Origin of the sequence: Tangfeifania diversioriginum (assembly GCF_900141875.1) — a bacterium.
In the GTDB taxonomy this organism is placed as follows: domain Bacteria; phylum Bacteroidota; class Bacteroidia; order Bacteroidales; family Prolixibacteraceae; genus Tangfeifania; species Tangfeifania diversioriginum.
Map to the genome: position 1 here is coordinate 190,028 of NZ_FQZE01000004.1, position 22,463 is coordinate 212,490.

The window sequence follows — 22,463 nt, forward strand, 5'->3', positions numbered from 1 at the left end:
ATGATTATTCTTTTTCAATTTTTGTGATTTTACCTTTTCCTCCGGTGTACATCTGAACAGCAGCAACTATTGCGGCCATTTTATTTGCGGTAACGGTACTGCTACCATCTGTTCCTTTTCCTTCGGGAAGCGGCCAGAATTTATTGGTGAGCAGGATTAACACGTTACCAACAACAACCACCATCCATAAAATCAGAAGTACGGTTATCATTCCCACTACTAGGATTGAAACTGCATTACTTAATATTCCTTCCATATTCTTTATTTGATTTTTTTGTTTATACGTTAAAAAATAAGACGGGCCAGTTAAATCAGCTGACTTAAAATTTGCGATTGGCTGTAAAAAAAGAAAGGTAGATAAAGAGAAGTTTCGTTTACGCTAACGGAACACTCAAAATTTTTTCCTTCTCACAAAAATTCTTCCCGGGTGGTGAAACATCCGATTCAAATTGCGGGCTCACCTGATCTTTATTTTTTAAAAAAAGAGTGTTCATGATTGCAAAAATGATTCATTTTTGATGGATAATCTTATAAATTCATAGAGAACTGAATTAATTTAAGACTGGTTTAACTTCCCGTTAACACTGCATAAATATTCCGTTTCAGAAGAAATTCGAAAACAAATACATTGCCTGCTAAACCAGAGAGAGTTATGTTTTTTGAATGGAAAATTTGCAACTTTTCATTATTCTTTCACGATTTTTAAAAAATAATTGGCGAAAATGCAATATGATGTAATGAATAAAAACATTGCACGTCTTACCTTTGAAAACCTGCTAAAAAAGCAGATGAAAAAACAGAAAAGCAGATGGTTGCGAGTGATTTTAAAACGAGGGTTTTACCGGTGAGCAAAAAGTTGCTGCGGTTTGCAACACATTTTTTGAAAAATGAAGATGAAGCACGGGATGTGGTTCAGGATGTTTTTCTGAAGTTGTGGCAAAAACGGAACGAACTGGCTCATGTTGAAAATATTGAAGCATTTGCCATGCGCATGACCCGCAACCGTTGCTTAGACCTGCTCAGGGCAAACAAAGTAGTGCCCATTGATGCCGAAACTGACCGGAAAATGAAGGAGGAATCGGTTGATGTTCATTCACAGATCGAATTAAGTGAATCGGCCGGGCAGATAAAAAAGCTGATAGATCAGCTGCCCGACCTGCAACGTACGGTGATGTATTTGAGAGACATTGAGCAATTATCGTACGATGAAATTGCGGAAGCAACCGAGCTCAAGGTAAACGCCATCAGGGTGAACCTTTCGCGGGCCCGCAAGAAAGTACGCGACGAATTTTTAAAAATGAATTCAAATGGAAACACAAGAAGTAAAACAATTGCTGCAACGCTATTTTAACGGCGAAAGTTCTGAAAATGACGAGCAGAAACTGCAAGCTTATTTTCATTCGGGGAATGTGGCTGCTGAGCTGGAAGAGTATGCCGGATTTTTCGGAGGAATTTCTGAATTATCAAAAACAGCAAATGACGATTCCATTGAAAATGAGGTAATGAATTACATTCTGGAAAACGAAGCAGAGGAAAAATCGAAATACCGCACGCTTTGGAAAACTGTAACCGGAATTGCAGCCTCAATCATTATTGTTGTGGGCGGGCTCCTGCTCTACCAGCAGAAAGATAAAACGTACGAAGATACTTTTGAAAATCCGCAAGTGGCCTATTCTGTTGCCGAAGATGTGTTGGAATACATGTCGGCTAAATACAACAAGGGGTTGGCCGAACTTTCAAATTTTGATAAGCTGCAAACAGCATCGCAGCCACTTAGAAAAGGAGTACAACCTGTGAATGAGTTTTATGAAAATATTGAAAAACTGGATACAAAAGAGTCTGAATCGCAATAACAGTTTCAATCGGCAGTAAATTAGCAGTAATTATAAGTGAACAATTAAATCAATAAAAAACGAATATAAAAAATAGAAAGTCATGAAAAAGTTAATTTTATTTTTAGCCATTATGCTGCCATTGGCAGTACTGGCACAAAAATCACCTGTTGATAAATTATTTGAAAAATATGCCAACAAGGAAGGATTCACAACAGTAAACATTTCAGGTAAACTGCTGGGATTTGCCAGTAAAGTGGATTCGAGTGACCCGACTACCAGCGAAATGTTATCGAATCTCACGGGAATTCGCATTCTATCAGTTGAAGATTCGGAAATTACAGGTAAACTCGATTTTTACGAAGAGTTGAGCAAGGATGGTTTCTTTGACAACAACGAATTTGAGGTATTGATGGAAGTTACTGAATCGGATGAAGTTGTTCGTTTCCTGGCCAAAGATGCAGGCAACGGGAAATTTTCCGATTTGATTCTGGTTGTAGGAGGTGATGACAGCGCACTTATCAGCATCAGCGGAATAATTGATCCCGAAAATATCGGGAAAATTACCAAAGCTGTGGATATCGACCTGGATGGAACAAACCAGTTTTGAGGAAGAAATCTAAACAGCCGGGAGCTATAAACCCAGGGGAACATAAAAAGCTAAATAGCTTTTTATGTTCCCTTTTTTTATTTTCTGCAGCTACATTAGCGAATGTTTTTTAAATTAGACAGCAAATTTTAGTGATAATGAAAACATCTCCGCTATTTGGAACCCTGCAAATTCAACCGGGCGAATTCCATGTAAAAGAATATGAAAATTTTTCACTCGGCATCAAGCGAGAAAAGGAGGGATGGATACTGTTAAGCAATAAAGGGGATTGGCGGCTCAAAAATAAAACGCCCGATTTTTCAGAAGGAGAATATTACCAGACCGGAAATGCCAATACGTTGCTGCTTACCCCGTCGCTTCCTGCAAAGCCGCTGGTTTTTATGGGCAGTAAATTAAATGTATCGCCCAAACAAAAATTAACTTTTTACCTGAAAATTCCGCTTACCATCCAGGCCTATTTTGCCAAAAAATCGTCGGATAACCTGCTTAAAGAATTTGAAACGCAAGGCTTGTCGAACACCTGGTTTGGAGATCCGGACAGCGGAGAACCTGCATTTACTCTCGGGAGCGATTTCTTTTTTACCCCGAAAGATGCCCGTCTTCAGCCGACCGAGGCACTTTGTCCTGTCAGTATTTTGAATTCATCGGCAACAGTGCTGAAAGTGGAGCGGATGATTTTACGGGTTGGAAATATGGCACTTTACAAAAACAACGATAAAATTATTACCAGTTTAGCTGCGCTTGATTACAAAGGAAAAGATGTAATTAGTGTTGCCGATTACCGTTTCTCAAAAAAAATACACGGCGAAAAAGCTGAAATTGTGGCCAAACCCAAAATCTCAGGCTCGATAAATATGCTGAAAATTAATTTTCATTTTATTAAAAACATTTATAAATCAGAATAATGAACTTTGACTGGTCGAAATATTTTAACGCAGCTACCCTCGAAAAAATATTTTTCATTTTTATAGTTGTGGTGATTGGTGTGGCCCTAATTTATACATTTTCATTTTTAGTGAAGAAAATACTCCCTGCCAACTGGTCGAAGCAACGCAAAATGATAATTAACCGGGCTATTGTTTACACCGGTTTTATCGTACTGTTTTTTATTGTTATTTCTGAATTGAACATTGATTTGACGGCCGTTTTTGGTGCTGCCGGAATTATTGGAATTGTGGTGGGAATTGCCTCGCAAACCAGCATCGGGAATATTGTCAGCGGTTTTTTCCTGGTTTCCGAAAAATCATTCGAGATTGGCGATGTAGTGCGGCTGGGCGATAAATCGGGCACGGTTTACAGCATCGATCTGCTTTCGATAAAAATCAAAACTTTTGATAATGTGTTGATTCGTATTCCCAATCAGACTGTCATCAGCAGCGACCTCACCAATGTTACGCGCTTCCCTGTCAGGCGCATGGATTTTACCGTAAGTGTAGCCTATAAAGAAAACCTGGACGAAGTAAAAAATCTGCTGTTTAGTATTGCCCAAAACAACCCGCTTTGCCTCGACGAACCAGAGCCATTGGTTTTGTTCGATAAATTTGGTACAAGCGGCATTGAAGTTCTTTTTGGCGTTTGGTTTGAAAAAGACAATTTTCGATCGGTAAAAAACAGTGTTTTTCAGGAAATTAAAGCTGTTTTCGATAAAGAAGGAATTGAAATCCCGTTTCCGCATGTAACGCTTTATTCCGGCGCAGAAACCAAGTCGTTTCCGGTAGAAGTAAAAAAATAAGAATTGGCAACAGGTAAAAAAAAGCAGTTGGCGAAAATTTGAATTTGCCAACTGCTTTTTTTGCCTACTAATAACTTTCTTATTTCAGTCCCTTTTTCTCTAAGAACGGATCAATCGAAGGTTCTTTTCCGCGGAAATTTTTATAAACTTCCATTCCTTCATCAGCTCCACATTTTTCAAGCAGTGTGCGGAATTTAGCCGCGACTTCCGGGTTAAACACATCGCCGGTTTCTTTAAATGCCGCATAAGCATCGGTGTCGAGCACGCCGGCCCAGTAATAAACGTAGTACCCGGCAGAATACCCGCCGCTGAAAATATGCGAAAAGTAGGTGCTGCGGTAACGTGGTAAAATTTCATCTATCAGTCCAATCCGGTCCATCGATGCTTTTTCAAAAGTGTTCACATCGTCAATAACCGGATTTTCCGTGGTGTGATAATCCATGTCGAGCAGAGAAGCAGCCACATATTCTCCGGTAATAAAACCCTGGTTGAATGTACCGCTCAGCTGGAGTTTCTCAATTAACTCGTCAGGAATAGGTTCGCCGGTTTCGTAGTGTTTGGCATACACTTTCATCACTTCCGGCTCGGCTGCCCAGTTCTCCATAATTTGCGAAGGAAGTTCAACAAAATCGCGCGGAACAGTGCCGGAAGTGCGGTCGTACGGACCGTCAGAAAACAGCCCGTGCAGCGCGTGCCCAAATTCGTGGAAGAAAGTGCTTACCTCGTCAAAGCTAAGCAAAGCAGGAGTGTCTCCCGAAGGGCGCGTGAAGTTCATCACAATAGAACCTATTCTTGGTATGCGCACACCGTCGCGGTATGTGGCGCTTCTGAAGCCGGTTGACCATGCTCCTACCCTTTTGCCGTTGCGCGGGTGGAAATCCATGTACAACACGCCAAGGTGCGATCCGTCGGCTTCGAGTACCTCGTAAACTTCGGCTTCTTCGTGATAAGTGGGCCAGTCGCGTTTTTCAAACTGCAATCCGTAAAGGTTTTCAACCACGTAAAAAATACCATTTTTGGCATTTTCGAGGCTGAAATATTGTTTGAGCTCAGCTTCATCGAGATCGAACTTTTGCTTGCGCAGTTTTTCAATGTAATACCACCAGTCCCACGATGCCAGTTCAAAATCGCCGCCTTCGCTGTCGATAATCGCCTGCATTTCTTTCACATCTTTTTTGGCCATTTCCATAGCCGGGTTCCAAAGCTGCATCAGAAAATCGTAAACCGCATCCGGAGTTTTGGCCATGTTCACATCAATAATATATTCAGCATGGTTGTTGAATCCAAGCAATTCAGCCTTCTCGTCGCGCAGTTGAACTATTTGTTTTATAATTTCTTTATTGTCGAATTCATCGTCGTTATTTCCGCGCATAAAATATCCGCGGTAGAGTTTTTCGCGCAAGTCGCGATTTTCAGCATACTGCAAAAAAGGGATCATGCTGGGTTTTGCCAGGGTGAAAACCCATTTGCCATCTTCACCAAAAGCTTTGGCATCGTCGGCTGCGCGGGCGATAACATCATCCGGCAAACCGGCCAGATCTTCTTCGTTATCAATTACCAGTTTGAAATTTTTGTTGGTTTCGGCCAGCAGGTTTTCGCCAAAATGCAAACTCAGTTTCGACAGCTCTTCATTTAGTCCCCGCAGTGTTTCCTGGTCTTCATCCGACAGGTTGGCTCCGTTTCTTACAAAATCATCGTAATATTTTTCAATAACACGAAGCTGTTCTTTATCGAGGTTTAAATCGTTGCGTTTTTGGTAAACTGCTTTAATTTTTTTGAACAGTTCGGGATTCAACGAAATGTTATCGCGGTGCTGGGTGAGCAACGGCGAAATTTCGCGGGCAATGGCCTGCATATCTTCGCTGGTATTGGCCGAGTTCAGCGGGTAAAAAGTGCCGGTAACTTTGTCGAGCAGTTCGCCCGATTTATCGAGAGCCAAAATGGTATTTTCAAATGTTGGTTCAGCCGGGTTGGAAGCAATGGCTTCAACTTCAGCAGCTTGTTGTTCAATACCTTCTTTTACTGCCGGAACAAAGTGTGCTTCGGTAATTTCATCAAATGGCGGAACGCCATGCGGCGTTGTCCACTCCTTAAAAAACGGGTTTTTCATATCAGTATCAGATCCTTTCTTTTGATTTTGGCACGCTCCAAAAGCCAGTGCCAGCACAAAAGTTCCAATTAATAATTTTTTCATTTTTTTCATTTTGTATTTGATTTTGCCCTCGAAAATAACCAATTTCTTCATTCCATAAAATGATTCTCTTCTTATTCAATACCGGACAGGCGATTTAAAATTTATATGGTAGTTGAAACAAGACATTTCTACTTTTAGTTGTTGTCCGGCAATTTAAAAAACTCGCAAAAAAGCCGGCACTCTCTTTTGAGGAAAGCTCCGGCTACAATTTCTAAAAAATGCGATAATCCTATTCTGTAAAGTAACTATTCCTCAGAATCGTCCATTTCGTCGATTACCCTGATTTTTTCCTTCAAAAACTCAATTTTCTCTTTTGTTTGCTCAATTTTCCTGTTTACATCTTCAATAAGCGATTCGGCATTTTTTGATTTGGCAAAAAAGCCCACATTATTGTCGAGCAGCACCAGGTCGTTTTGAAGTTGTTTGAGTTTACTCATGTACTTATCGCGTTCAAACTGCATTTTGTTTTGGCCCCGCGAAGTTTCCGAAAATGAAGCCATTTTGGTGCGAAACTTGAGTAAATTCCGTTTCGATTCGTCAATGTTCAAATCGTCGAACAGCTTATTAATAGCATCTCTGAACTGTTTCTGAATCTGATCTTTCTTTTTAATGGGCACGTGCCCTATTTCGGTCCAGCGGCGTTGAAAATCTTTCAGGTTTTTCAGATTCTCATCCACATCACCTTTCGATTCAAAGCTTACGACATCTTTAATCAGTTGTTCCTTCTTCTTAAGGTTTTCCACCTGCTCTGAGTCGAGATTGGAGAAATGATCCGATTTTTTGTTGAAGAAATGGTCGCAGGCTGCCCTGAAACGTTTCCAGATGGCATCGGACTGTTTGCGCGGCACAGGACCAATTTCTTTCCACTGTTTCTGGATATTTATGAAATCCTGGGTGGTTTTTCGCCAGTCGGTACTTTCTTTCAGCGATTCGGCCTGCATGCACAAGTCAGTTTTCAGTTGCAGGTTATTTTGTTGCAGCTCTTTGTTTTTGGCATAAAATTCACGTTTGGCATCAAAAAACGAATCACAGGCCTTACGAAACCGGTCGTAAATTTTGTTGTTGTCTTTGCGTGGAGCAAACCCGATGGTGCGCCAAACTTTCTGGATATTAATGACTTCTTTCGATTTCTCGCCCCACTCTTTGTGGGTGTTCAAATCCAATTCATTAATTTCTTCTACCTGTTCGCACAATGCACGTTTGGCTTCCAGGTTTTTCTTTTGTTCGGCTTTTCGCTTGTCAAAATATTCCTGGTGTTTTTTGTTTATTTTGGCCGTGGAAGCCTTAAACCTGTCCCACAAATCGTCTTTGTTCTCCCGTGGTACAGGGCCAATTTCACGCCAGCGCTCATGCAGTTTCTGAAGCTCGTTAAAAGCCTTGATGATATTGGGCTCCAGCAAAAGTTCTTCGGCCTGTTCGCAAAGTCGGATTTTCATTTCCAGGTTTTTCTTTAAATCCAGATCGCGCAACTCTTTGTTGATTTTTATGTAATCATAAAAATTTTCAACATGAAAATGGTAAGTTTCCCACAAGTCTTTTACTTTCGACTGCGGAACCAGTCCGATTTCGCGCCATCGACGCTGCAAATCCCTAAAATCCTGGAAAGTTTTATTGATTGATTCTTCCTTGTTGAGCAAACTTTTAATCTCTTCAATTACCTCGTATTTTAACTGAAGATTGACTTCTTTTTCCTGCTCCAGCTTTCTGTTGTGCTCAGTTCTGAGATGCCGGTAGCGATTTAGTAAATCTTTTATGTCTTCTTCGTAGGGACTTTTCTCTGGTTTGAACTCCGACTCATCGCCGCCTTCCTCGATAAAATTTTTCTTCTGCTGTTCAGCTTCGTCTTTTACTTGTTTGTAAAAAGCTGCTTTTACGGCTTCTACATCATCTCTTATGCTGTAATAATCATCTTCTTGCAGAATATCGCGCAGGGCGTTAACAAGTTCAACCTGAGTATATTTGTTGTAATCGGGGGTCTCTTTTTGTTTTTGTGGTTCCGCTTGCTTCTTTTCTTTTTTTGAAGGAGTCTCTTTTTTGGGTTCCGGGCTCCCTTTTATTTTCTGTTCTTCGGCTGTGACTTCCTCTTTGTTGCCTGAATTTTCTTCTGATTCCGCTTCATCCTGAGGCTGTTTTTTAGGTTCAGGCGGAGTTTCTTTTTTTGTTGCTTCTCCCTTCCCGGGTTCTTCATTTATTTCCGAAGAAATTTCGGGTTCCTTTGTTTCGTCTTTTTCCTCGGACTGAGCAGATTTGGGATTTGGCTCATTTTCCTCCTTGTTTTCTTCAGCCTCTTTTTCAGATTCGGTTGAAGCTTCAGAAGTTATGTGTTCTGACTCTTCTGTCTCATCCGGGATTTTTGATTCAACAGGTTCCTGATTTTCCACTTTAGATTCGGGGGCTTTTTCTTTTGGTTCATTCAATGCCTGTTCATCCGGAGAAGTGCTCTTTTCAGCCTCTTCTCCCGTGTCATCTGTGGTTTCTGTCGAATTTTCTGCGTTGACTACCCCTTCAGTTTCCTTGGTGTTTTCATCCTTTTCAGCGGTTGTTTTTTGCGTACTTTTTAACCCTTCAGGGTTTTTCAGATCTTTAGGTTCCATCTACAAATAATTTAAAATACCATTACCAAATGGTGTGCATACTTTTTTCTCGTTACGAAAATAGACATTTACACACTAATACTCAAAGATTTTAAAATAAAATGTGCCAGATACAATTTGTACCGTGGTTACATTTTTAGTATGTAAAATTTTGTTTATAAGCATACAATCATCATAAGTTCTGTTCGAAATAGTTTGCGAATTAATTTTCATCAATTTCCAGGTTGTCAAAAATCGGTACTATTAATGATTTTTTTTAACATGTGTTCTTAGTTTATGTTGCAAAACATCTGCAAAAAATTAACTTTCAATGTATAACATGTCTTGTGATATTTATAATTTAACAGAAAATAGTTATTTTTTCCACTTGAAGTGCAGCAATAAAACAGCGTAAAATCAGTATTGAACCTAAAACCTTTTTCGGAATGAAAATCTTTTTTTTGAGCAACCAAAATTCATGCAGGAGCCAGATGGCAGAAGCGATTTTAAAGAGTTACGACTATGACCTTGAAATTTTATCGGCGGGCATTGCCCCGGTTGATCATGTGAGTGACATTGCCATTGAGGTAATGAAAGAAATCGGCATTAACCTTTCACAACATCAACCGCGGAATTATTCTGAATATCAGGATATGGAATTTGATTATTTAATAACTGTTGGCGACGGCACCAATGAAGAGCTGAAAATTCCGCCGATTAAACACAAAAGAAAAATGCACCTGGGTTTCCATAATCCTTACGAAAAATCTGACGATGAAAATGAAATCAGGGAAAAGTGTCGCGAAATCAGAGATGAGATAAAAACCGAGATGGATTATTTTTACCACCACATTCTGAAAAATCAAAAAAAGCAGCGTGTGTAGCTGCTTTCAACGTTATTTTGAAATTATCTCTTCAATTTCATCCGGTTCAATTGGAATGCGTTCTCCTATTATCTCACTGCCGGATGAAGTAACCAACACATCATCTTCGAGCCTGATTCCCCCAAAGTCGCGGTATGCATCCAGTTTCTCAAAATTAATAAAATCAGTATTTATTTTTTCGTTTTTCCACTTGTCAATTAATGCCGGAATGAAATAAACTCCCGGTTCGTTGGTAACGACATAACCAGGTTCCAGCCTTTTTGCAAAACGAAGCGCTGCCAGTCCGAACTGATCTGAAGGGCGGATCTCTTCGTCGTAGCCAACATAAATCTGGCCAAGGTCTTCCATGTCGTGCACATCAAGTCCCATCATGTGCCCCAGGCCATGCGGGCAAAAAAGTGCATGTGCCCCGTTGTTCACAGCTTCTTTTACATCACCTTTCATAATCCCAAGGTTTTTTAGACCTGATGCGATTACTTCGGCAACAGCAAGATGTACCGATTTATATGTAACTCCGGGGGCAGTCAGTTTATGGGCTTCGTTATTGGCTGCAAGAACTATTTCGTAAATTTCACGCTGCTTTTGGGTAAATTTTCCACCCACCGGAACAGTCCGGGTAAAGTCGGAAGCATAATGCATCGAGGTTTCTGCCCCGGCATCGGTTAACATCAGCCGACCTTCCTTTAAATATTGTGAATGGTCGTGATTGTGCAGTGTTTCGCCATTCTGCGACAAAATAATCGGAAATGAAATCATGCTTCCGCCAGCAGCAGCAATACCTTCGATGGTACCGGCAATTTTTTGTTCCCACACACCTGGCTGAGCCATTTGCATAGCTGTTACATGCATCTCGTAGCCTGTGGCACAAGCCGCTTTAATTTCTTCCATTTCGCAAGGTTCTTTAACTGAACGAATGGCTACAACAGCTTTTATCAAATCTGTAGAAACCGAGTCATTGATACTTGCTGTGGAAATTCCCAGCAACTCCTGAAGCCTCAAAATATTTTCGCCACGATAAGGCGGCAAAAAATGAACTTTCCGGCCTTTCCCGATGGCATCGGACAAAAAGCTGCCCAGCTTTGCCGAATGTGCTGAATTTTCAACTCCTGCTTTTTCTGCATTTTGCTGAATGCTGACCTGCGGCCCCATCCAGATGATATCATCCATATCTACATCGTCACCAAAAATATATTCCTCGCCCGAGTCAAAATCAATTGCTGCTGCAAGGCCCGGAAAATCGAGTCCGAAGAAATAGAGGAATGAACTGTCTTGCCTGAAATGGTAAGTATTACCCAAATAGTTCATGGGCGATTCTTCATTTCCCAGGAAAAGGCCTATTCCCTGCTGGATTTTATCTTTCAACTTTTTCCTTCGGTTAATATAAATACTTTTTCCAAACATAATTTTAAAATTTTTAATGCTAACTCACGAAGATAGTATAAACTTTTTCCAATTAAATGGAGAACTAATTTTTTTGTAAAAACTGTATAATTTGAAACAACAATATTTTTTATAACATAATTTATTTGAGTGAAATATTGTAACTTAGTACAAAAACATAAAAATGAGTAACGCATTATTAACATATTTGGGTAAACGAATGGGAACGGACAGGTTTAGTGAACAAATCAGCGGCCCACCCGGCCCCATTATTACTATTTCGCGCGAAGTTGGTTGCAACGGGGTAAAACTGGCCAATAAACTGGCCACCAGCCTCAATAGCAAAAATATGGCACCCACCTGGAAGGTTCTGAGCAAAGAAGTTTTTTACGAAAGCGCACGGGAGCTGGACCTTGAGCCTGAAAAGGTCAGCCGGATTTTGAGGCAGGACAAATATACATTCAACGATATTTTAAACGCATTTGGCACGCGCAAGTATAAAAGCGAAAAAAAAGTGGTTAAAACGGTTACTGAAGTTATCCGCACGTTTGCTCTCGACGGATTTTGCATCATTGTTGGCCGTGCCGGTCATTTCATTGCCCATGATATAAAAAATGCACTTCACCTGCGCCTTGTTGCACCGCTCGAATATCGGATAAAAACAATCATTGAAAACAATCGTTTAAACCGCGAAGAAGCCATTGAATTTATTGAAATGGTGGAGAAAGAAAGAATGGCTTTCAGAAAATCGATAGGAAATGTACCCTGCGAGGAAGATTGTTTCGATTTGTTTATAAACCGTGCTTCATTCGACGATGAAAAAACCATAGAGTTGATAGAACTGGCTGTTGAGAAAAAAGAAATACTAAAAGATTACAGTACCCGGATGAATTACTATTAGAACAACGTTGCAGTTGATTTCAATCCCTTTTGAAGTTTGAATCCGGTCCAGTCAATTTCACCTAAAAATGGCTCAAAACAATTTTGTGTCCCAAATAAAAAGTCGCTTTCCCTCCCGGGCAAATCATAGCACATCATGGGATGCATGGTGAAAATACTCTTTTGCAGTTTCAAGTTTTTAGTGGCTTCGCGGGCATGGTTTCCCCATAAAAACCAGGTTGCCTTCTCTGCATTATTTTGAATAAATTCAAGTAAAGCAAGAGTAAAATCTTCCCAGTTTTTCCGGTGCGAACCGGGTTTTCCGGGACTGCAGGTGAAAGACGTGTTCAACAATAATACTCCTTCTTTCTCCCAATGGGCAAACAGCCTATCGGGAGGCAAAACCGGAAATTCGTTATCGAATTTTTCCTTTAGCTCACTGAATTTTAACACCTTTCCTGTGTAGGCTTTGTAAATGGCGCGCAAAATATTTTTCAGTGAAATGTTTTTGAAAGGCTGATTCCACGATTTCAGATTCCCCACTTCGAAAGCCCTTCCGGTAGCCGCACCGGACTGCGGATAAGGATCCTGCCCGAGGATAACTACTTTGGCAGAAGCGAGTGGAAACGTTAAAAATCGCAACACATTTTTTGACGTGGGATTGATCTCACCACCCAAAACGTTTTTTTCAATTTGTAAAATCTGATTTCGGGTTTCCGGAGTAAGAAATGGCTCCCAGTTTTTGTGAACTGATAGTTGGTTTAAAAATTCAGATTGCATTGGTGATACTAAAAAAAGAATGCCTGAAAAGAACTTCTTGTTACTTTAGAATAGCAAAATCGTTTTTCAGGCATTCCCGGTTATTCAAAAAGATTATCCTGTTATTTCGTCGGGTAGCCCTTTTACATTTACAGGTTTTTTAGCCTCAGGTTTTATTTCGAACATATCGTTGGGAGTGAGTTCGCACTCTTCAATCATATCAATGCAATAGTCCAGCCGGCCCAAATCGCTGCCGGTATTGTTTGTGCCGAACGAAAATTTCACCCCGGCCTCTTTCGCCATTTTTATCATTTCAGGTTTTGGAAGTTTATACCGGGCATTTATTTCCAGCGCGATATTGTTTTCTGCCAACACATCGATTACGCGCTGCATGCGTTCTTTGGTCCAGAGTTCGTCGTAATTATCTTCAATAACGGCCGGCAAAACGGTGGGGTTCACATAAATATCGACGGGTTCCTGCGAAAATATGGCTTCAATTTTTCCCACAAGCTGTTCCATAAATTGCTGCTCATCGTCCACCCAAACTTCTTCGGGAATCCAAATCCTGTTACGGCGGCCTTTGGTGTCAGTAAAAGTCATGGCATCGGTAAACACATAGTCGAATTTAGCCACTGCTTCCGGCGAAAAAAGTGTAACCCATTCCCTGCCCTCGGCCTGCATTCCTTTAAAAGTTGGGCTGCCGGCCACATCTTCCATATATTGATTCAGCGATTCATCATTGGTTACCGGAAAATGCAGGCCGCAATTGGGCGCAATGCCGTAATTAATTCCGAGCCGTTGCGAGTTTTCAACCACACCTTCAAGCGTTAATCCGCCTTTTAGGTGAACGTGGTAATCGATGAGCGGAAAGCCGGCATACATGAGTTGCGTAACAAGTGTGTCCCACTCTTTGTCAACTTCAGGTTCTTTTCTTTCTCCTTCGGGCAAAGCTTTCACCCTGATGTTTTTGTAGAATGTTGTACTTCCGGCATCGTGTGCCTGCAGGGCAAAAGTACCCTGGCTGAGTTTCACGTTTTCCTGCCCATCCGGTCTCCACGGGTTTTCAGGCTCAATGTATTCGTTCACTTTCACATCGTTGACAAAAACCTCGATGTGATTTTCAACCACTTTGACGCGCATGGTAAACCATTGGTTGTCTTCAACCAGCGGATAGTAAACATTGCGGACATTGTAAACACTTCCGGTTTTTCGGCGCTCGGGATGTTCTTCCGACCCGCGATACGAATTGTTTACCTGAATTTCGTAACCTTTTGATGGCCATCCTTCTTCCTGGTATTCAGTATGAATAAAAATTCCTGAGTTGGAATGCTCCAGGGTTTTCACTTCGGCTTCAAATTCAAAATTCTTCAATTCGCCGTCGTAAAATAGGTGAGCTCGCGGACCGGCGCATTTTATTGCACCGTTTTCTACGGTAATACTTTCCGGATTTTCGGCTGATTTTTTCCAGCCTTTCAGGGTTTCTCCATCGAAAACTGAAACCCATTCGCCGGTTTTAATTGACGGGTTGCAAGCTGTAAAAATCAGTGCAACAGCTAAAATCTGTACAATAGTTATTCGTTTCATCTTGATATATTAGGTTTTTAAAAAATCAAAACTAATCAAATGATTTCTCATTTTGCAATTTATCCTGCGGATTATTTCCTTTCCAGGCCAGAAGTAACAAGATTACAATTATAAATGCAAAACCGAAAAATGCATAACTGTAACTTCCCAGTCGGGTGTAGGAGAAACTGAATAGCACAGGCCCGAGGGCACTTGCAAAAACAATGAGTGACATTACAAACCCAGTAATTCCGCCGAGGTGTTTTCGACCGTAAAACCGGGGCCAGGTAACCGTCATCAGCACGTTAAACAACCCGCTGGTCATTCCGTGACCAAGAATAAATCCGTAGTAAAATATTCCATCGTTCAGGTTTCCCAGCGAAAACAAGGCAATTAATTCGCCTGAAAGCACAAAATACAACAGGTATTTTAAGCGGATACTGTCGCTAATCCATCCACCCACCAAGGAAATCCCAACTGACAGGAATGAAACAGGAATGAAAACAGCAAGCGCTTTTTCGCGGTCCATGTCAACCGCTTCAAAAATAGAAACCAGGTGGAACGTGAACCCAGTAATGTAAAGAGAATACAGTGCCAGCGGAATTGCATAAAGCCAGAAAGTAAACGTTTTACGTGCTTCGGAAAGGTTAAACTGCCTAAAAGCTTTGATTGTTACATCATTTTTGTGCGCATCGTGTTTTTCACCGTCGGGTAACATCCCAAGGTCTTCGGGGTTATCGCGGAAGAAGAAAAAAGCGAAAAGTGTAAAAACAATTCCAACTCCACCCGCCATAAGCAGCCAGGCCATTCTCCACGAAGTACCCTGAATGAGCCAGTCGAATGTAAGCGGGGTAATGGAAAAACCAAGCGCCACAAATACCGATAAAATGCCATTTACCATACCGCGCCGGGCTGCAAACCATTGCATGAGCATATTTCGTGAAACCATGGTCAAGACGCCTTGTCCCGAAAATCTGAGCATGAAAAACAGAAACAACATTACGGCAATGGCAGTGCCGGAAAAAATGGTTGAATCAGTGTCCGTTACAAACAAACCGATCAATCTGTCCGACTGGCTAAGCATAGCAAGGACAAAAGCAAGCAAAAGCGAAGCGGCCATGGCTGTCCAGCGTGCCCCGTATTTATCGTACATTCTTCCGGCCCACGTCAAAACAAACGAGGAAGTTATGGTACCGATCATATAAGCTGTACTCAACTGATTTCGGTTGATGCCTATTGCGTCAATCAGGTAGTCGGTAAAAGTGGAAACCCCGACGGTTTGACCGGGTGCACTTACTAAAACCCCAAACACAGCGGCAAAAAGTATAACCCATCCGTAAAAAAACGGGATTTTACGGGGATCGAACGGAATGGTATTCCAATGCTTTTTAATTCTCATTCAGAAAAATTTTTACAAAAATACCGTATCAGCAAAACAAGTAGCAAATAAACGATGCCAACAAACCGAATGCACAGAAGTTTAACCTTCACTAAAGATTGGAAAGCCCAAAAAGAAATTCAGCCGGAAGTTTAATGAACTTCCGGCTGAATTATTGCTAAGATTTATTTTGATAAGATTATAATCCGAGGACTTCGGCTCCTTGTTCAAAAACAATGTCGCGTGGAATGCCGGCTTCATTAATCCGGTCGAGGTCGCTTTGCAGTGCTTCGCGAATGAATCCTTTCTCTTCAATCATTTGCTTCGCCTTTTCATAATCGCCATCGCCCTGAATTGTCAAAACCGTTTCTGACAGGTCGAGCATGGCCTGTTTCATTTTTTCAAAATTCACGCGGTAAGTGCCTGTGGTTTCATTGCGCTCAAAAGCCCCTTTTTCCTGAAAATAATAGAACCGCATCATGTTGGCTTTTCCGTGGGCACTGGCTGCCCCAAAACGCACCGAGCGGAAAATGCCTGCCATAAATGTTACAAAATTGTCCATCATCTCTTTTTCGCCCAGCTCGCCCATTTCGTTGAGCCGGTAAACACACCAAAGCCCGAGTATGTCAGCCTTGCTCTCTTCAATAGAAGTGTAGGTGTCTTTCAGTGCTTCGCGCACTGTGCTGCTTTTATCCACAGTACTTCCAAGTCCGAGTCCGTGCGCCACTTCATGAAACATGGTATTTTCAAAGAAAGCATCGAATTTAACATGCCGGCGCTGGTCTTCGGCAATCAGCAATTCAGAAATGGGAACCAGGATTTTATCGAATTTGGCCTGCATAGAGTTTTTGAGCTGCAGTTTCCGGCTGCCTTTGTTTTCGCGCACGCGCTCGTCGTTGGGCAGGTTAATGGCGATGGTTTTACTGCCCGCGTTGCAATCGCCACCGTAATAAATGGCATCATATACATTCATGTCGGAATCCATACCCGGTGTTTCAGCTTTGTATTTTTGTTCCACAGGAAGATCTTTCTGAAGCCCCGGAAGCAACGCTGCAAACTTCACCAGTTTCTCGCTCCACTCTTTGTCTTTTATTAGAATGAAAGATTCGTGCGCTGTTTTGTAGCCGTAAAGCTGATCTTCGTAATTTTCAATGGGGCCTACAATAAATTCAATGGTATTGTTTTTCATTTCCATCCAGGCCACATCGCTCTCGTAATATTCGTCGGTAAGCAGTGCTTCTGCCCTTTTTTCGAGGTAGTTTTTTAATCCGGGATCTTCTGCCAGTTCAGCAGCCTGATTAATTAAATCAACAGCCTTTTTTATTTGTTCTTCAAATGCGACGTGGTAAGGAACCGATTTCAAACTTCCGTCTTCGCTTCGGCGAATAAGGGTATATTGACTTGTTTTCGAATCATCATTCCAGGCTTCAAACTCTTCTTTGGTCATGTTGGCCGGATAGAAGTTGGCACCAGCTGGCTTTGGGCCATAACCTTCCATAAAGGGTTCGTTGTTATTAAGCCTTTCCCAGGGCCCGTAATTAATTTCAAGGAATTTTTTGGTGTGCCGGTCCATCCCTTCCTGAAAGAGTTCGTCTTTGTCGCCAAATGCTTCCATCCAGTAAATTTCATCCATTATTTTGGCTGTTTCCAGCAATAACGGCAGCATTTGTTTTTCTTTCTCAGTGAGTACACTCAAATCGGTTGTGAGTTTAAACGGTGCAAATTCTTCCACTTTTTGTTGTATTTCGGATTTAACTTCTGTTTGTGTCTCTTTTTTTGAATCAGTATTACTACATGCCCATGTGAACAGCACTGTCAAAAAAAGAATTGGTGTCTTCTTCATTTTTTATTTCATTTAATTTAGCAACCAAAATTACAAAAAGGAAAACAAAATGTATCATAATACAACATTAAGCTGTTTTTATGTTTCCATGTACAAATCGGTGTTGTAATATTTCTTTTTCAATTCAGGCTGGTCTTCCGAATAAGGTCCGTAAATGTCGCACAATTTGTACAGGTAGTAAAGAGCTAGATTATGAGGGAGATGTAATGATTTAATCCGGTATTTGGCATCCTCTTCCACAAGAAAAAGAAAATCACGTTCACTGGCGAAATCGTCGATTCCGTCGCTGGTAATCATTTGCAATAAACATGCTCTCTCCTGCTCCAGAATTTTTTCAGCTTCAGTTATTTTTTCTGAAATGGTTTGTCTTGTTTTATTTGCTCCTTTACGAGTCATTAATTTTTGTTTAACTGTGTCGAATATTCAACCTTACTTAAAGTTACTGAATTTTGGCCTTCAAGTAATTATTTTGCGCGTCGTTGCGTGGACGATTTTACCAGCACCTCAAAATAATATCTAGCCGTATTATGTCAATTGCAAAAGGCTATTATTGAATCACAATTTTTTCGGTGCTGATTTTATCTCTGCTATCAATTTTCACAAAATAGATTCCCTTTTTATAATCAGAAATGTCTATTTCGTTGCTTGTTTTCAGCTTAAAGTCAGTTGTTGAAAAAACTTTGGTTCCCGTCACATTGTAAATATAAATTGCATCTATACTGCCATTATTTGTTGTAACAGTAAATTTTCCGTTGGATGGATTTGGAAAAACAGTCACTGCCTGAGCATTTTTTTCAATGTCAGCAATACCTGATAAAGGGGGCTCCCATCCTGCAAGAGTTGCCCATAACCACCATGCAGCGTATGCTTTCAGGTTTCCGTTGAGGGGCTGACTATGAGCAGGAGAGCAATTAAACCAATCAACTCCCTGCGTATGGCTGTTCTGCCAGGCTGTTGCCCAGTTCGCATCGCGAGAACCATTGCCGTCCGAATCATAATCGCAATTGTCGTTGGCCAGCAATGGCATATAATGAACTACCCCATCCGGATCGTAACTTTCAATGTCGGCAAAATCGTAAAGAATTTTATTGTTTGATGTACAGTAGTTTCGGATCTGCTGATTGCGAACATTTACATTTCCCGTTGCACCTGTTCCGTTAAGATGTCCTGTCATATAAACGAATTTAACACCAAAGTAATCCTGTTCCAGTCCGTTCATAAGGGTCAGGTAGTTGTCGATATCTGCCTCACTACCATCTACTTGTCCACACCACGACCATATAATCACATTTATGGAAGGTAGCAGGCTTCCTTTCCCCTGGGTATTTGGTGTACCCAGATAATTCCGTGTTGCCTGTTCCCATGCTGTCCTGTTCGGGTTGCCGAGGTCGCTTGCTCCTGAAAATGGAGTGTCGCGCAAATCCAGCGCTCCGTCTGTTCCTCCGTTATTAAATGCAAAAATATTAGATGGCAGATTCAGTCCCAGTCCGTGGTTATTTGCAAAACCGATTAGTTTGTTCATGCCGTTAATCAACTGGCTGCCGTGCGAAGTATGTCCATAAGCAATGTGGAGTTTTGCCTTTGCAGAGTCTATTGCCGATTGGGGAATTTTGGTTAAATCAGTGCACGTATGATTAATAACAGTACCTTGCGAAATTGCCTGAAATGTGAAAAATCCTGAAAGCAAAATTAAAGTAATTATTATTTTCATGATTTTAAAATTTAAGTATTTATACTTTTATACCTTCTCGGTGCCACCCCGTTTTTTTTACGAATTCTGATTTCCACTTTTAATTTTATGTCTATTAAGAACTGTCAGGATAATCCTTCGTCGGCTCCCTCGTTGGTCTGTTGTGTTTCATTCAAAACTAGCGCATAATAGAATTTTATCCATCTTTTATGCAAATTACAACAATGAAATAAAATTCCATAATAATTTACTGAAAATCAAATAAGAAACTTTTTGTCACTCCTCTCCCAAAAAGTGATATTTATCTTTCAACCTCATGTGTTCTCCAACGTTCTACACTGTATTTAAAATTGCCGGAACCGGAGGTGTGAAAATCGAAGTGAAAATTAAATTGTTGTACTGAAATATTGTACTGCTCTTAAACTAAAAAACCGCTGCAGCTTTTAATCTGCAACGGTTTTTTGTACCCCGGACGGGATTCGAACCCATGACCTACTGCTTAGAAGGCAGTTGCTCTATCCAACTGAGCTACCGGGGCATCCTGTTTTTAGCGGGGACAAAGATAGGATTCAAACTCCAAAAAGCAAATACCAAATCACAAAAAAAGCACCAATTAACAATTATCAAATCACAAATAAATATCAATGACCAAAAATTTCAATTTGAAATGTTTTGGTCATTGTAATTCTTGTAAATTGGAATTTATGCCGAAGGCATCCCTCGGGATTTGTCGTTTGAAGATTGGATTTTGATTATTACAGCAGGTGAATACCGTTAGTTTTACATTTTTCAATCATTTCATTGGGCCAGATGCTCGACTGAATTTCACCGATATGGGCTTTCCGCAAGAAATACATGCACAGGCGCGACTGCCCTATTCCACCACCAATGGTGAGGGGCAATTCGTCGTTGAGCAGCATTTTGTGCCACATCAGCTCTTTGCGTTCTTCCTGGTCCCTGATTTTTAACTGCTCGAGCAGCGCCTTGCGGTCAACACGGATGCCCATTGAAGAAATCTCGAAAGCACGTTCGAGGACATTGTTCCATAAAATGATATCGCCGTTCAGTCCTTTGTAGCCGTTTACAGTTGGCGAGTTCCAGTCGTCATAATCGGGGGCGCGACCGTCGTGAATTTTGCCATCGGGCAGCTCTCCGCCAATGCCGATTACAAAAATTGCCCCGTGCTCTTTAGCAGCCTTCTTTTCACGCTCAAAAGGTGTCAAATCCGGATATTTCCGGGCCAGATCTTCTGTGTGAATAAATGTAATTTCTTCGGGCAATTCAGGTTTTATTTCCGGGTAACTGTCCGATACCTGAAATTCAGTACGCACAATCACGGAATATATTTTACTGACAATTTTTTTCAAAAAATCAAGGTTGCGTTCTTCTTTTGAAATTACCCGTTCCCAATCCCACTGGTCCACATACAACGAGTGGATATTGGTCAGTTCTTCATCGGGACGGATGGCATTCATATCGGTATATAGCCCGTAACCTTCTTTTATTTCAAGGTCGGCCAGTGCCAGGCGTTTCCATTTGGCAAGCGACTGGACAATCTCCGCTACCTGATCATTCAACTCTTTCATCGGGAACGAAACTGGACGTTCAATGCCATTTAAGTCATCGTTAATGCCAGTGCCCTGCTTCACAAAAAGCGGCGCGGTAACACGGCGCAACCGTAATTCCGAAGCCAGGTTCAACTGGAAAAAGTCTTTAATCATTTTAATAGCCTGCTCTGTTTGAGAAACATTCAGCACTGACTGGTAATTTTTTGGAATAAAAAGTTTCATATTCGTTAATTTTTCTTCTTTCTGAAGTTTGCAAAAATAGCATTTTGGTTTCATTTTGAAAGAAAATCAATCAATAAACTTTCATAATAATTGATTTTAATTTCAAATTAAAATATAATGTTATTGAAAAATATAACAATTATCAGATTGAAACGGATTACTATTTTTGTGGCTTCATTTTATGGCAGGACTAAAAGGAAATATTCCGCGTTTATACCTGGTTAAAATTTCGAAGTGGTTTAACCTGGTAATGCCGGTAATTGTATTGTTCTACCAGGACAACGGCATGGGCATGCACGATATTTTCGTGTTGAAATCAGTTTACTCGGTCGCCATAGTTGTAATGGAATTGCCCTCCGGCTGGATGGCCGACCAGTGGGGCCGGAAGAAGACACTGGTATCGGGCAGTTTGCTTGGAAGTTTAGGGTTTCTGATTTACAGTTTTTCGTATGGTTTCTGGGCTTTTGCTATTGCAGAAATTATCCTCGGAATAGGGCACTCATTTGTTTCCGGTGCCGATTCCGCTATGCTTTACGACAGCCTCAAATCCGACGGAAAATCTGAAAAATATGTGAAACACGAGGGCAGAATTACATCTGCCGGCAACTTTGCCGAGGCCATTGCCGGAATAGCGGCAGGATTTTTGGCTGCAATCAGCCTGCGCACACCGTTTTATTTTCAGTTTGCTGTTGCAGCAATTGCAGTACCAGCATCACTTACATTGATTGAACCCAAACTGAATGTGACCAAACACCTTCATTCGGTGAAATCAATGATGCTCGATATCAGGCGGGTTTTTCTGACTGATACCAATTTGCGTGTTTCCATTTTGCTCTCGGCAGTAACCGGAACAGCAACACTTACTTTTGCCTGGTTGGTACAACCCTTTTTTAAAGCCATTGGACTCCCGGTGGAAATGTTCGGAATTTTGTGGACAGCCCTGAACCTGACTGTTGGGATTTCTTCGGCATTTGCCTACCGCGCCGAAGGTTTTTTTGCACGGCGATGGGAGATTCTGGGAATTATCGTATTACTCTCAGCAGGTTACTTTCTGACTGGATTGACAATCGTGCGCGAAGGAATAGTATTTTTGTTTTTATTCTATGTTGTTCGCGGGCTTGCGACACCTGTTTTTAAAAATTACATTAACCAGTACACCCAAAGTAATGTGAGGGCTACAATGCTGTCTGTCCGAAATTTGGTTATACGCATTAGCTTTGCTGTAATTGGACCGCTACTGGGCTGGATGACAGATAATGTCAGTCTGAATACTGCATTTATGTTGGCCGGAGGAATTTACCTTGCAGCAGCGCTTGCAGCAGGTTTTCCCTGGTTGCGGAAACAAAAATTATAGCC

The 22,463-nt window shown here is 41.2% G+C and carries 19 protein-coding genes and 1 tRNA gene; 8 read left to right on the forward strand and 12 right to left on the reverse strand.

Annotated features, from left to right (window positions below; genetic code table 11):
* Positions 1-4 precede the first annotated feature (4 nt).
* A complete protein-coding gene (locus tag BUC07_RS04135) occupies positions 5-256 on the reverse strand; it encodes a hypothetical protein (RefSeq protein WP_073165948.1) in 252 nt (83 codons plus the stop codon).
* 552 nt (positions 257-808) lie between these two features.
* On the opposite strand from BUC07_RS04135, the gene BUC07_RS04140 reads away from it, so the two are divergent.
* From BUC07_RS04140 to BUC07_RS04160, 5 genes are all read left to right on the forward strand, one after another.
* Positions 809-1,351 (forward strand): RNA polymerase sigma factor, encoded by a 543-nt coding sequence (locus BUC07_RS04140; protein ID WP_073165951.1) that lies wholly within the window; start codon positions 809-811, stop codon positions 1,349-1,351.
* Positions 1,308-1,853, forward strand: coding sequence for a hypothetical protein (locus BUC07_RS04145; RefSeq protein WP_073165954.1), 546 nt, complete (start codon positions 1,308-1,310; stop codon positions 1,851-1,853). The genes BUC07_RS04140 and BUC07_RS04145 overlap by 44 nt, the downstream gene beginning before the upstream one ends.
* Positions 1,854-1,935: 82 nt before the next feature.
* Positions 1,936-2,442 (forward strand): DUF4252 domain-containing protein, encoded by a 507-nt coding sequence (locus BUC07_RS04150; RefSeq protein ID WP_083578083.1) that lies wholly within the window; start codon positions 1,936-1,938, stop codon positions 2,440-2,442.
* A gap of 137 nt (positions 2,443-2,579) precedes the next feature.
* On the forward strand, positions 2,580-3,347 hold the full coding sequence (locus BUC07_RS04155) for a DUF432 domain-containing protein (RefSeq protein WP_073165960.1): 768 nt from the start codon (positions 2,580-2,582) through the stop codon (positions 3,345-3,347).
* The gene (locus tag BUC07_RS04160) at positions 3,347-4,174 is read left to right on the forward strand and encodes a mechanosensitive ion channel family protein (RefSeq protein WP_073165963.1); all 828 of its coding nucleotides are present in this window, start codon (positions 3,347-3,349) and stop codon (positions 4,172-4,174) included. The genes BUC07_RS04155 and BUC07_RS04160 overlap by 1 nt, the downstream gene beginning before the upstream one ends.
* A 79-nt stretch (positions 4,175-4,253) precedes the next feature.
* On the opposite strand, the gene BUC07_RS04165 is transcribed toward BUC07_RS04160, so the two are convergent.
* A complete protein-coding gene (locus tag BUC07_RS04165; RefSeq protein ID WP_073166080.1) occupies positions 4,254-6,368 on the reverse strand; it encodes a M3 family metallopeptidase in 2,115 nt (704 codons plus the stop codon).
* A gap of 245 nt (positions 6,369-6,613) precedes the next feature.
* Positions 6,614-8,962 (reverse strand): DUF349 domain-containing protein, encoded by a 2,349-nt coding sequence (locus tag BUC07_RS04170; protein WP_083578084.1) that lies wholly within the window; start codon positions 8,960-8,962, stop codon positions 6,614-6,616.
* Between the two features lie 425 nt (positions 8,963-9,387).
* Here BUC07_RS04170 and BUC07_RS04175 point away from each other — a divergent pair, with 425 nt between their 5' ends.
* Complete coding sequence (locus BUC07_RS04175) at positions 9,388-9,825, forward strand: arsenate reductase ArsC (protein WP_073165965.1); 438 nt, start codon at positions 9,388-9,390, stop codon at positions 9,823-9,825.
* Between the two features lie 12 nt (positions 9,826-9,837).
* Here the strand turns inward: BUC07_RS04175 and BUC07_RS04180 are convergent, their stop codons facing one another.
* Positions 9,838-11,226 (reverse strand): aminopeptidase P family protein, encoded by a 1,389-nt coding sequence (locus tag BUC07_RS04180; protein ID WP_073165968.1) that lies wholly within the window; start codon positions 11,224-11,226, stop codon positions 9,838-9,840.
* A 163-nt stretch (positions 11,227-11,389) separates the two neighbouring features.
* Here BUC07_RS04180 and BUC07_RS04185 point away from each other — a divergent pair, with 163 nt between their 5' ends.
* The gene (locus tag BUC07_RS04185; RefSeq protein ID WP_073165970.1) at positions 11,390-12,106 is read left to right on the forward strand and encodes a cytidylate kinase-like family protein; all 717 of its coding nucleotides are present in this window, start codon (positions 11,390-11,392) and stop codon (positions 12,104-12,106) included.
* Here BUC07_RS04185 and BUC07_RS04190 read toward each other — a convergent pair.
* The 8 genes from BUC07_RS04190 to asnA all read right to left on the reverse strand — a co-directional run bounded on the left by BUC07_RS04190 (position 12,103) and on the right by asnA (position 21,107).
* Entirely contained in the window at positions 12,103-12,864 is a 762-nt protein-coding gene (locus tag BUC07_RS04190) for a uracil-DNA glycosylase (RefSeq protein WP_073165973.1), read from the reverse strand. The two genes, BUC07_RS04185 and BUC07_RS04190, sit on opposite strands and share 4 nt — an antisense overlap.
* Before the next feature lie 93 nt (positions 12,865-12,957).
* The gene (locus BUC07_RS04195; protein WP_073165976.1) at positions 12,958-14,427 is read right to left on the reverse strand and encodes a DUF1080 domain-containing protein; all 1,470 of its coding nucleotides are present in this window, start codon (positions 14,425-14,427) and stop codon (positions 12,958-12,960) included.
* Between the two features lie 31 nt (positions 14,428-14,458).
* Positions 14,459-15,805, reverse strand: a complete 1,347-nt coding sequence (locus BUC07_RS04200; protein ID WP_073165978.1) for an MFS transporter — start codon at positions 15,803-15,805, stop codon at positions 14,459-14,461.
* 178 nt (positions 15,806-15,983) lie between these two features.
* Positions 15,984-17,627 carry a dipeptidyl-peptidase 3 family protein gene (locus BUC07_RS04205; protein ID WP_073165981.1) on the reverse strand — a complete coding sequence of 548 codons (1,644 nt, stop codon included), beginning with the start codon at positions 17,625-17,627 and terminating at the stop codon, positions 15,984-15,986.
* A 78-nt stretch (positions 17,628-17,705) separates the two neighbouring features.
* Positions 17,706-18,023, reverse strand: a complete 318-nt coding sequence (locus BUC07_RS04210; protein ID WP_073165984.1) for a hypothetical protein — start codon at positions 18,021-18,023, stop codon at positions 17,706-17,708.
* A gap of 151 nt (positions 18,024-18,174) precedes the next feature.
* Positions 18,175-19,338 (reverse strand): T9SS type A sorting domain-containing protein, encoded by a 1,164-nt coding sequence (locus tag BUC07_RS04215; protein ID WP_073165986.1) that lies wholly within the window; start codon positions 19,336-19,338, stop codon positions 18,175-18,177.
* 443 nt (positions 19,339-19,781) lie between these two features.
* A tRNA-Arg gene (locus BUC07_RS04220) sits at positions 19,782-19,855 on the reverse strand.
* Positions 19,856-20,072: 217 nt separating this feature from the next.
* A complete protein-coding gene (asnA, locus tag BUC07_RS04225; RefSeq protein ID WP_073166086.1) occupies positions 20,073-21,107 on the reverse strand; it encodes an aspartate--ammonia ligase in 1,035 nt (344 codons plus the stop codon).
* Between the two features lie 181 nt (positions 21,108-21,288).
* On the opposite strand from asnA, the gene BUC07_RS04230 reads away from it, so the two are divergent.
* Positions 21,289-22,461: an MFS transporter gene (locus BUC07_RS04230; RefSeq protein WP_073165989.1), complete on the forward strand. Its 1,173-nt coding sequence runs from the start codon at positions 21,289-21,291 to the stop codon at positions 22,459-22,461.
* Positions 22,462-22,463 lie beyond the last annotated feature (2 nt).

Excerpts from the sequence above, each read along its gene's own strand:
- BUC07_RS04135 (WP_073165948.1), bottom strand. The coding sequence starts at position 256 with ATGGAAGGAATATTAAGTAATGCAGTTTCAATCCTAGTAGTGGGAATG.
- BUC07_RS04140 (WP_073165951.1), top strand. The coding sequence starts at position 809 with ATGGTTGCGAGTGATTTTAAAACGAGGGTTTTACCGGTGAGCAAAAAG.
- BUC07_RS04145 (WP_073165954.1), top strand. The coding sequence starts at position 1,308 with ATGGAAACACAAGAAGTAAAACAATTGCTGCAACGCTATTTTAACGGC.
- BUC07_RS04150 (WP_083578083.1), top strand. The coding sequence starts at position 1,936 with ATGAAAAAGTTAATTTTATTTTTAGCCATTATGCTGCCATTGGCAGTA.
- BUC07_RS04155 (WP_073165960.1), top strand. The coding sequence starts at position 2,580 with ATGAAAACATCTCCGCTATTTGGAACCCTGCAAATTCAACCGGGCGAA.
- BUC07_RS04160 (WP_073165963.1), top strand. The coding sequence starts at position 3,347 with ATGAACTTTGACTGGTCGAAATATTTTAACGCAGCTACCCTCGAAAAA.
- BUC07_RS04165 (WP_073166080.1), bottom strand. The coding sequence starts at position 6,368 with ATGAAAAAATTATTAATTGGAACTTTTGTGCTGGCACTGGCTTTTGGA.
- BUC07_RS04170 (WP_083578084.1), bottom strand. The coding sequence starts at position 8,962 with ATGGAACCTAAAGATCTGAAAAACCCTGAAGGGTTAAAAAGTACGCAA.
- BUC07_RS04175 (WP_073165965.1), top strand. The coding sequence starts at position 9,388 with ATGAAAATCTTTTTTTTGAGCAACCAAAATTCATGCAGGAGCCAGATG.
- BUC07_RS04180 (WP_073165968.1), bottom strand. The coding sequence starts at position 11,226 with ATGTTTGGAAAAAGTATTTATATTAACCGAAGGAAAAAGTTGAAAGAT.
- BUC07_RS04185 (WP_073165970.1), top strand. The coding sequence starts at position 11,390 with ATGAGTAACGCATTATTAACATATTTGGGTAAACGAATGGGAACGGAC.
- BUC07_RS04190 (WP_073165973.1), bottom strand. The coding sequence starts at position 12,864 with ATGCAATCTGAATTTTTAAACCAACTATCAGTTCACAAAAACTGGGAG.
- BUC07_RS04195 (WP_073165976.1), bottom strand. The coding sequence starts at position 14,427 with ATGAAACGAATAACTATTGTACAGATTTTAGCTGTTGCACTGATTTTT.
- BUC07_RS04200 (WP_073165978.1), bottom strand. The coding sequence starts at position 15,805 with ATGAGAATTAAAAAGCATTGGAATACCATTCCGTTCGATCCCCGTAAA.
- BUC07_RS04205 (WP_073165981.1), bottom strand. The coding sequence starts at position 17,627 with ATGAAGAAGACACCAATTCTTTTTTTGACAGTGCTGTTCACATGGGCA.
- BUC07_RS04210 (WP_073165984.1), bottom strand. The coding sequence starts at position 18,023 with ATGACTCGTAAAGGAGCAAATAAAACAAGACAAACCATTTCAGAAAAA.
- BUC07_RS04215 (WP_073165986.1), bottom strand. The coding sequence starts at position 19,338 with ATGAAAATAATAATTACTTTAATTTTGCTTTCAGGATTTTTCACATTT.
- asnA (WP_073166086.1), bottom strand. The coding sequence starts at position 21,107 with ATGAAACTTTTTATTCCAAAAAATTACCAGTCAGTGCTGAATGTTTCT.
- BUC07_RS04230 (WP_073165989.1), top strand. The coding sequence starts at position 21,289 with ATGGCAGGACTAAAAGGAAATATTCCGCGTTTATACCTGGTTAAAATT.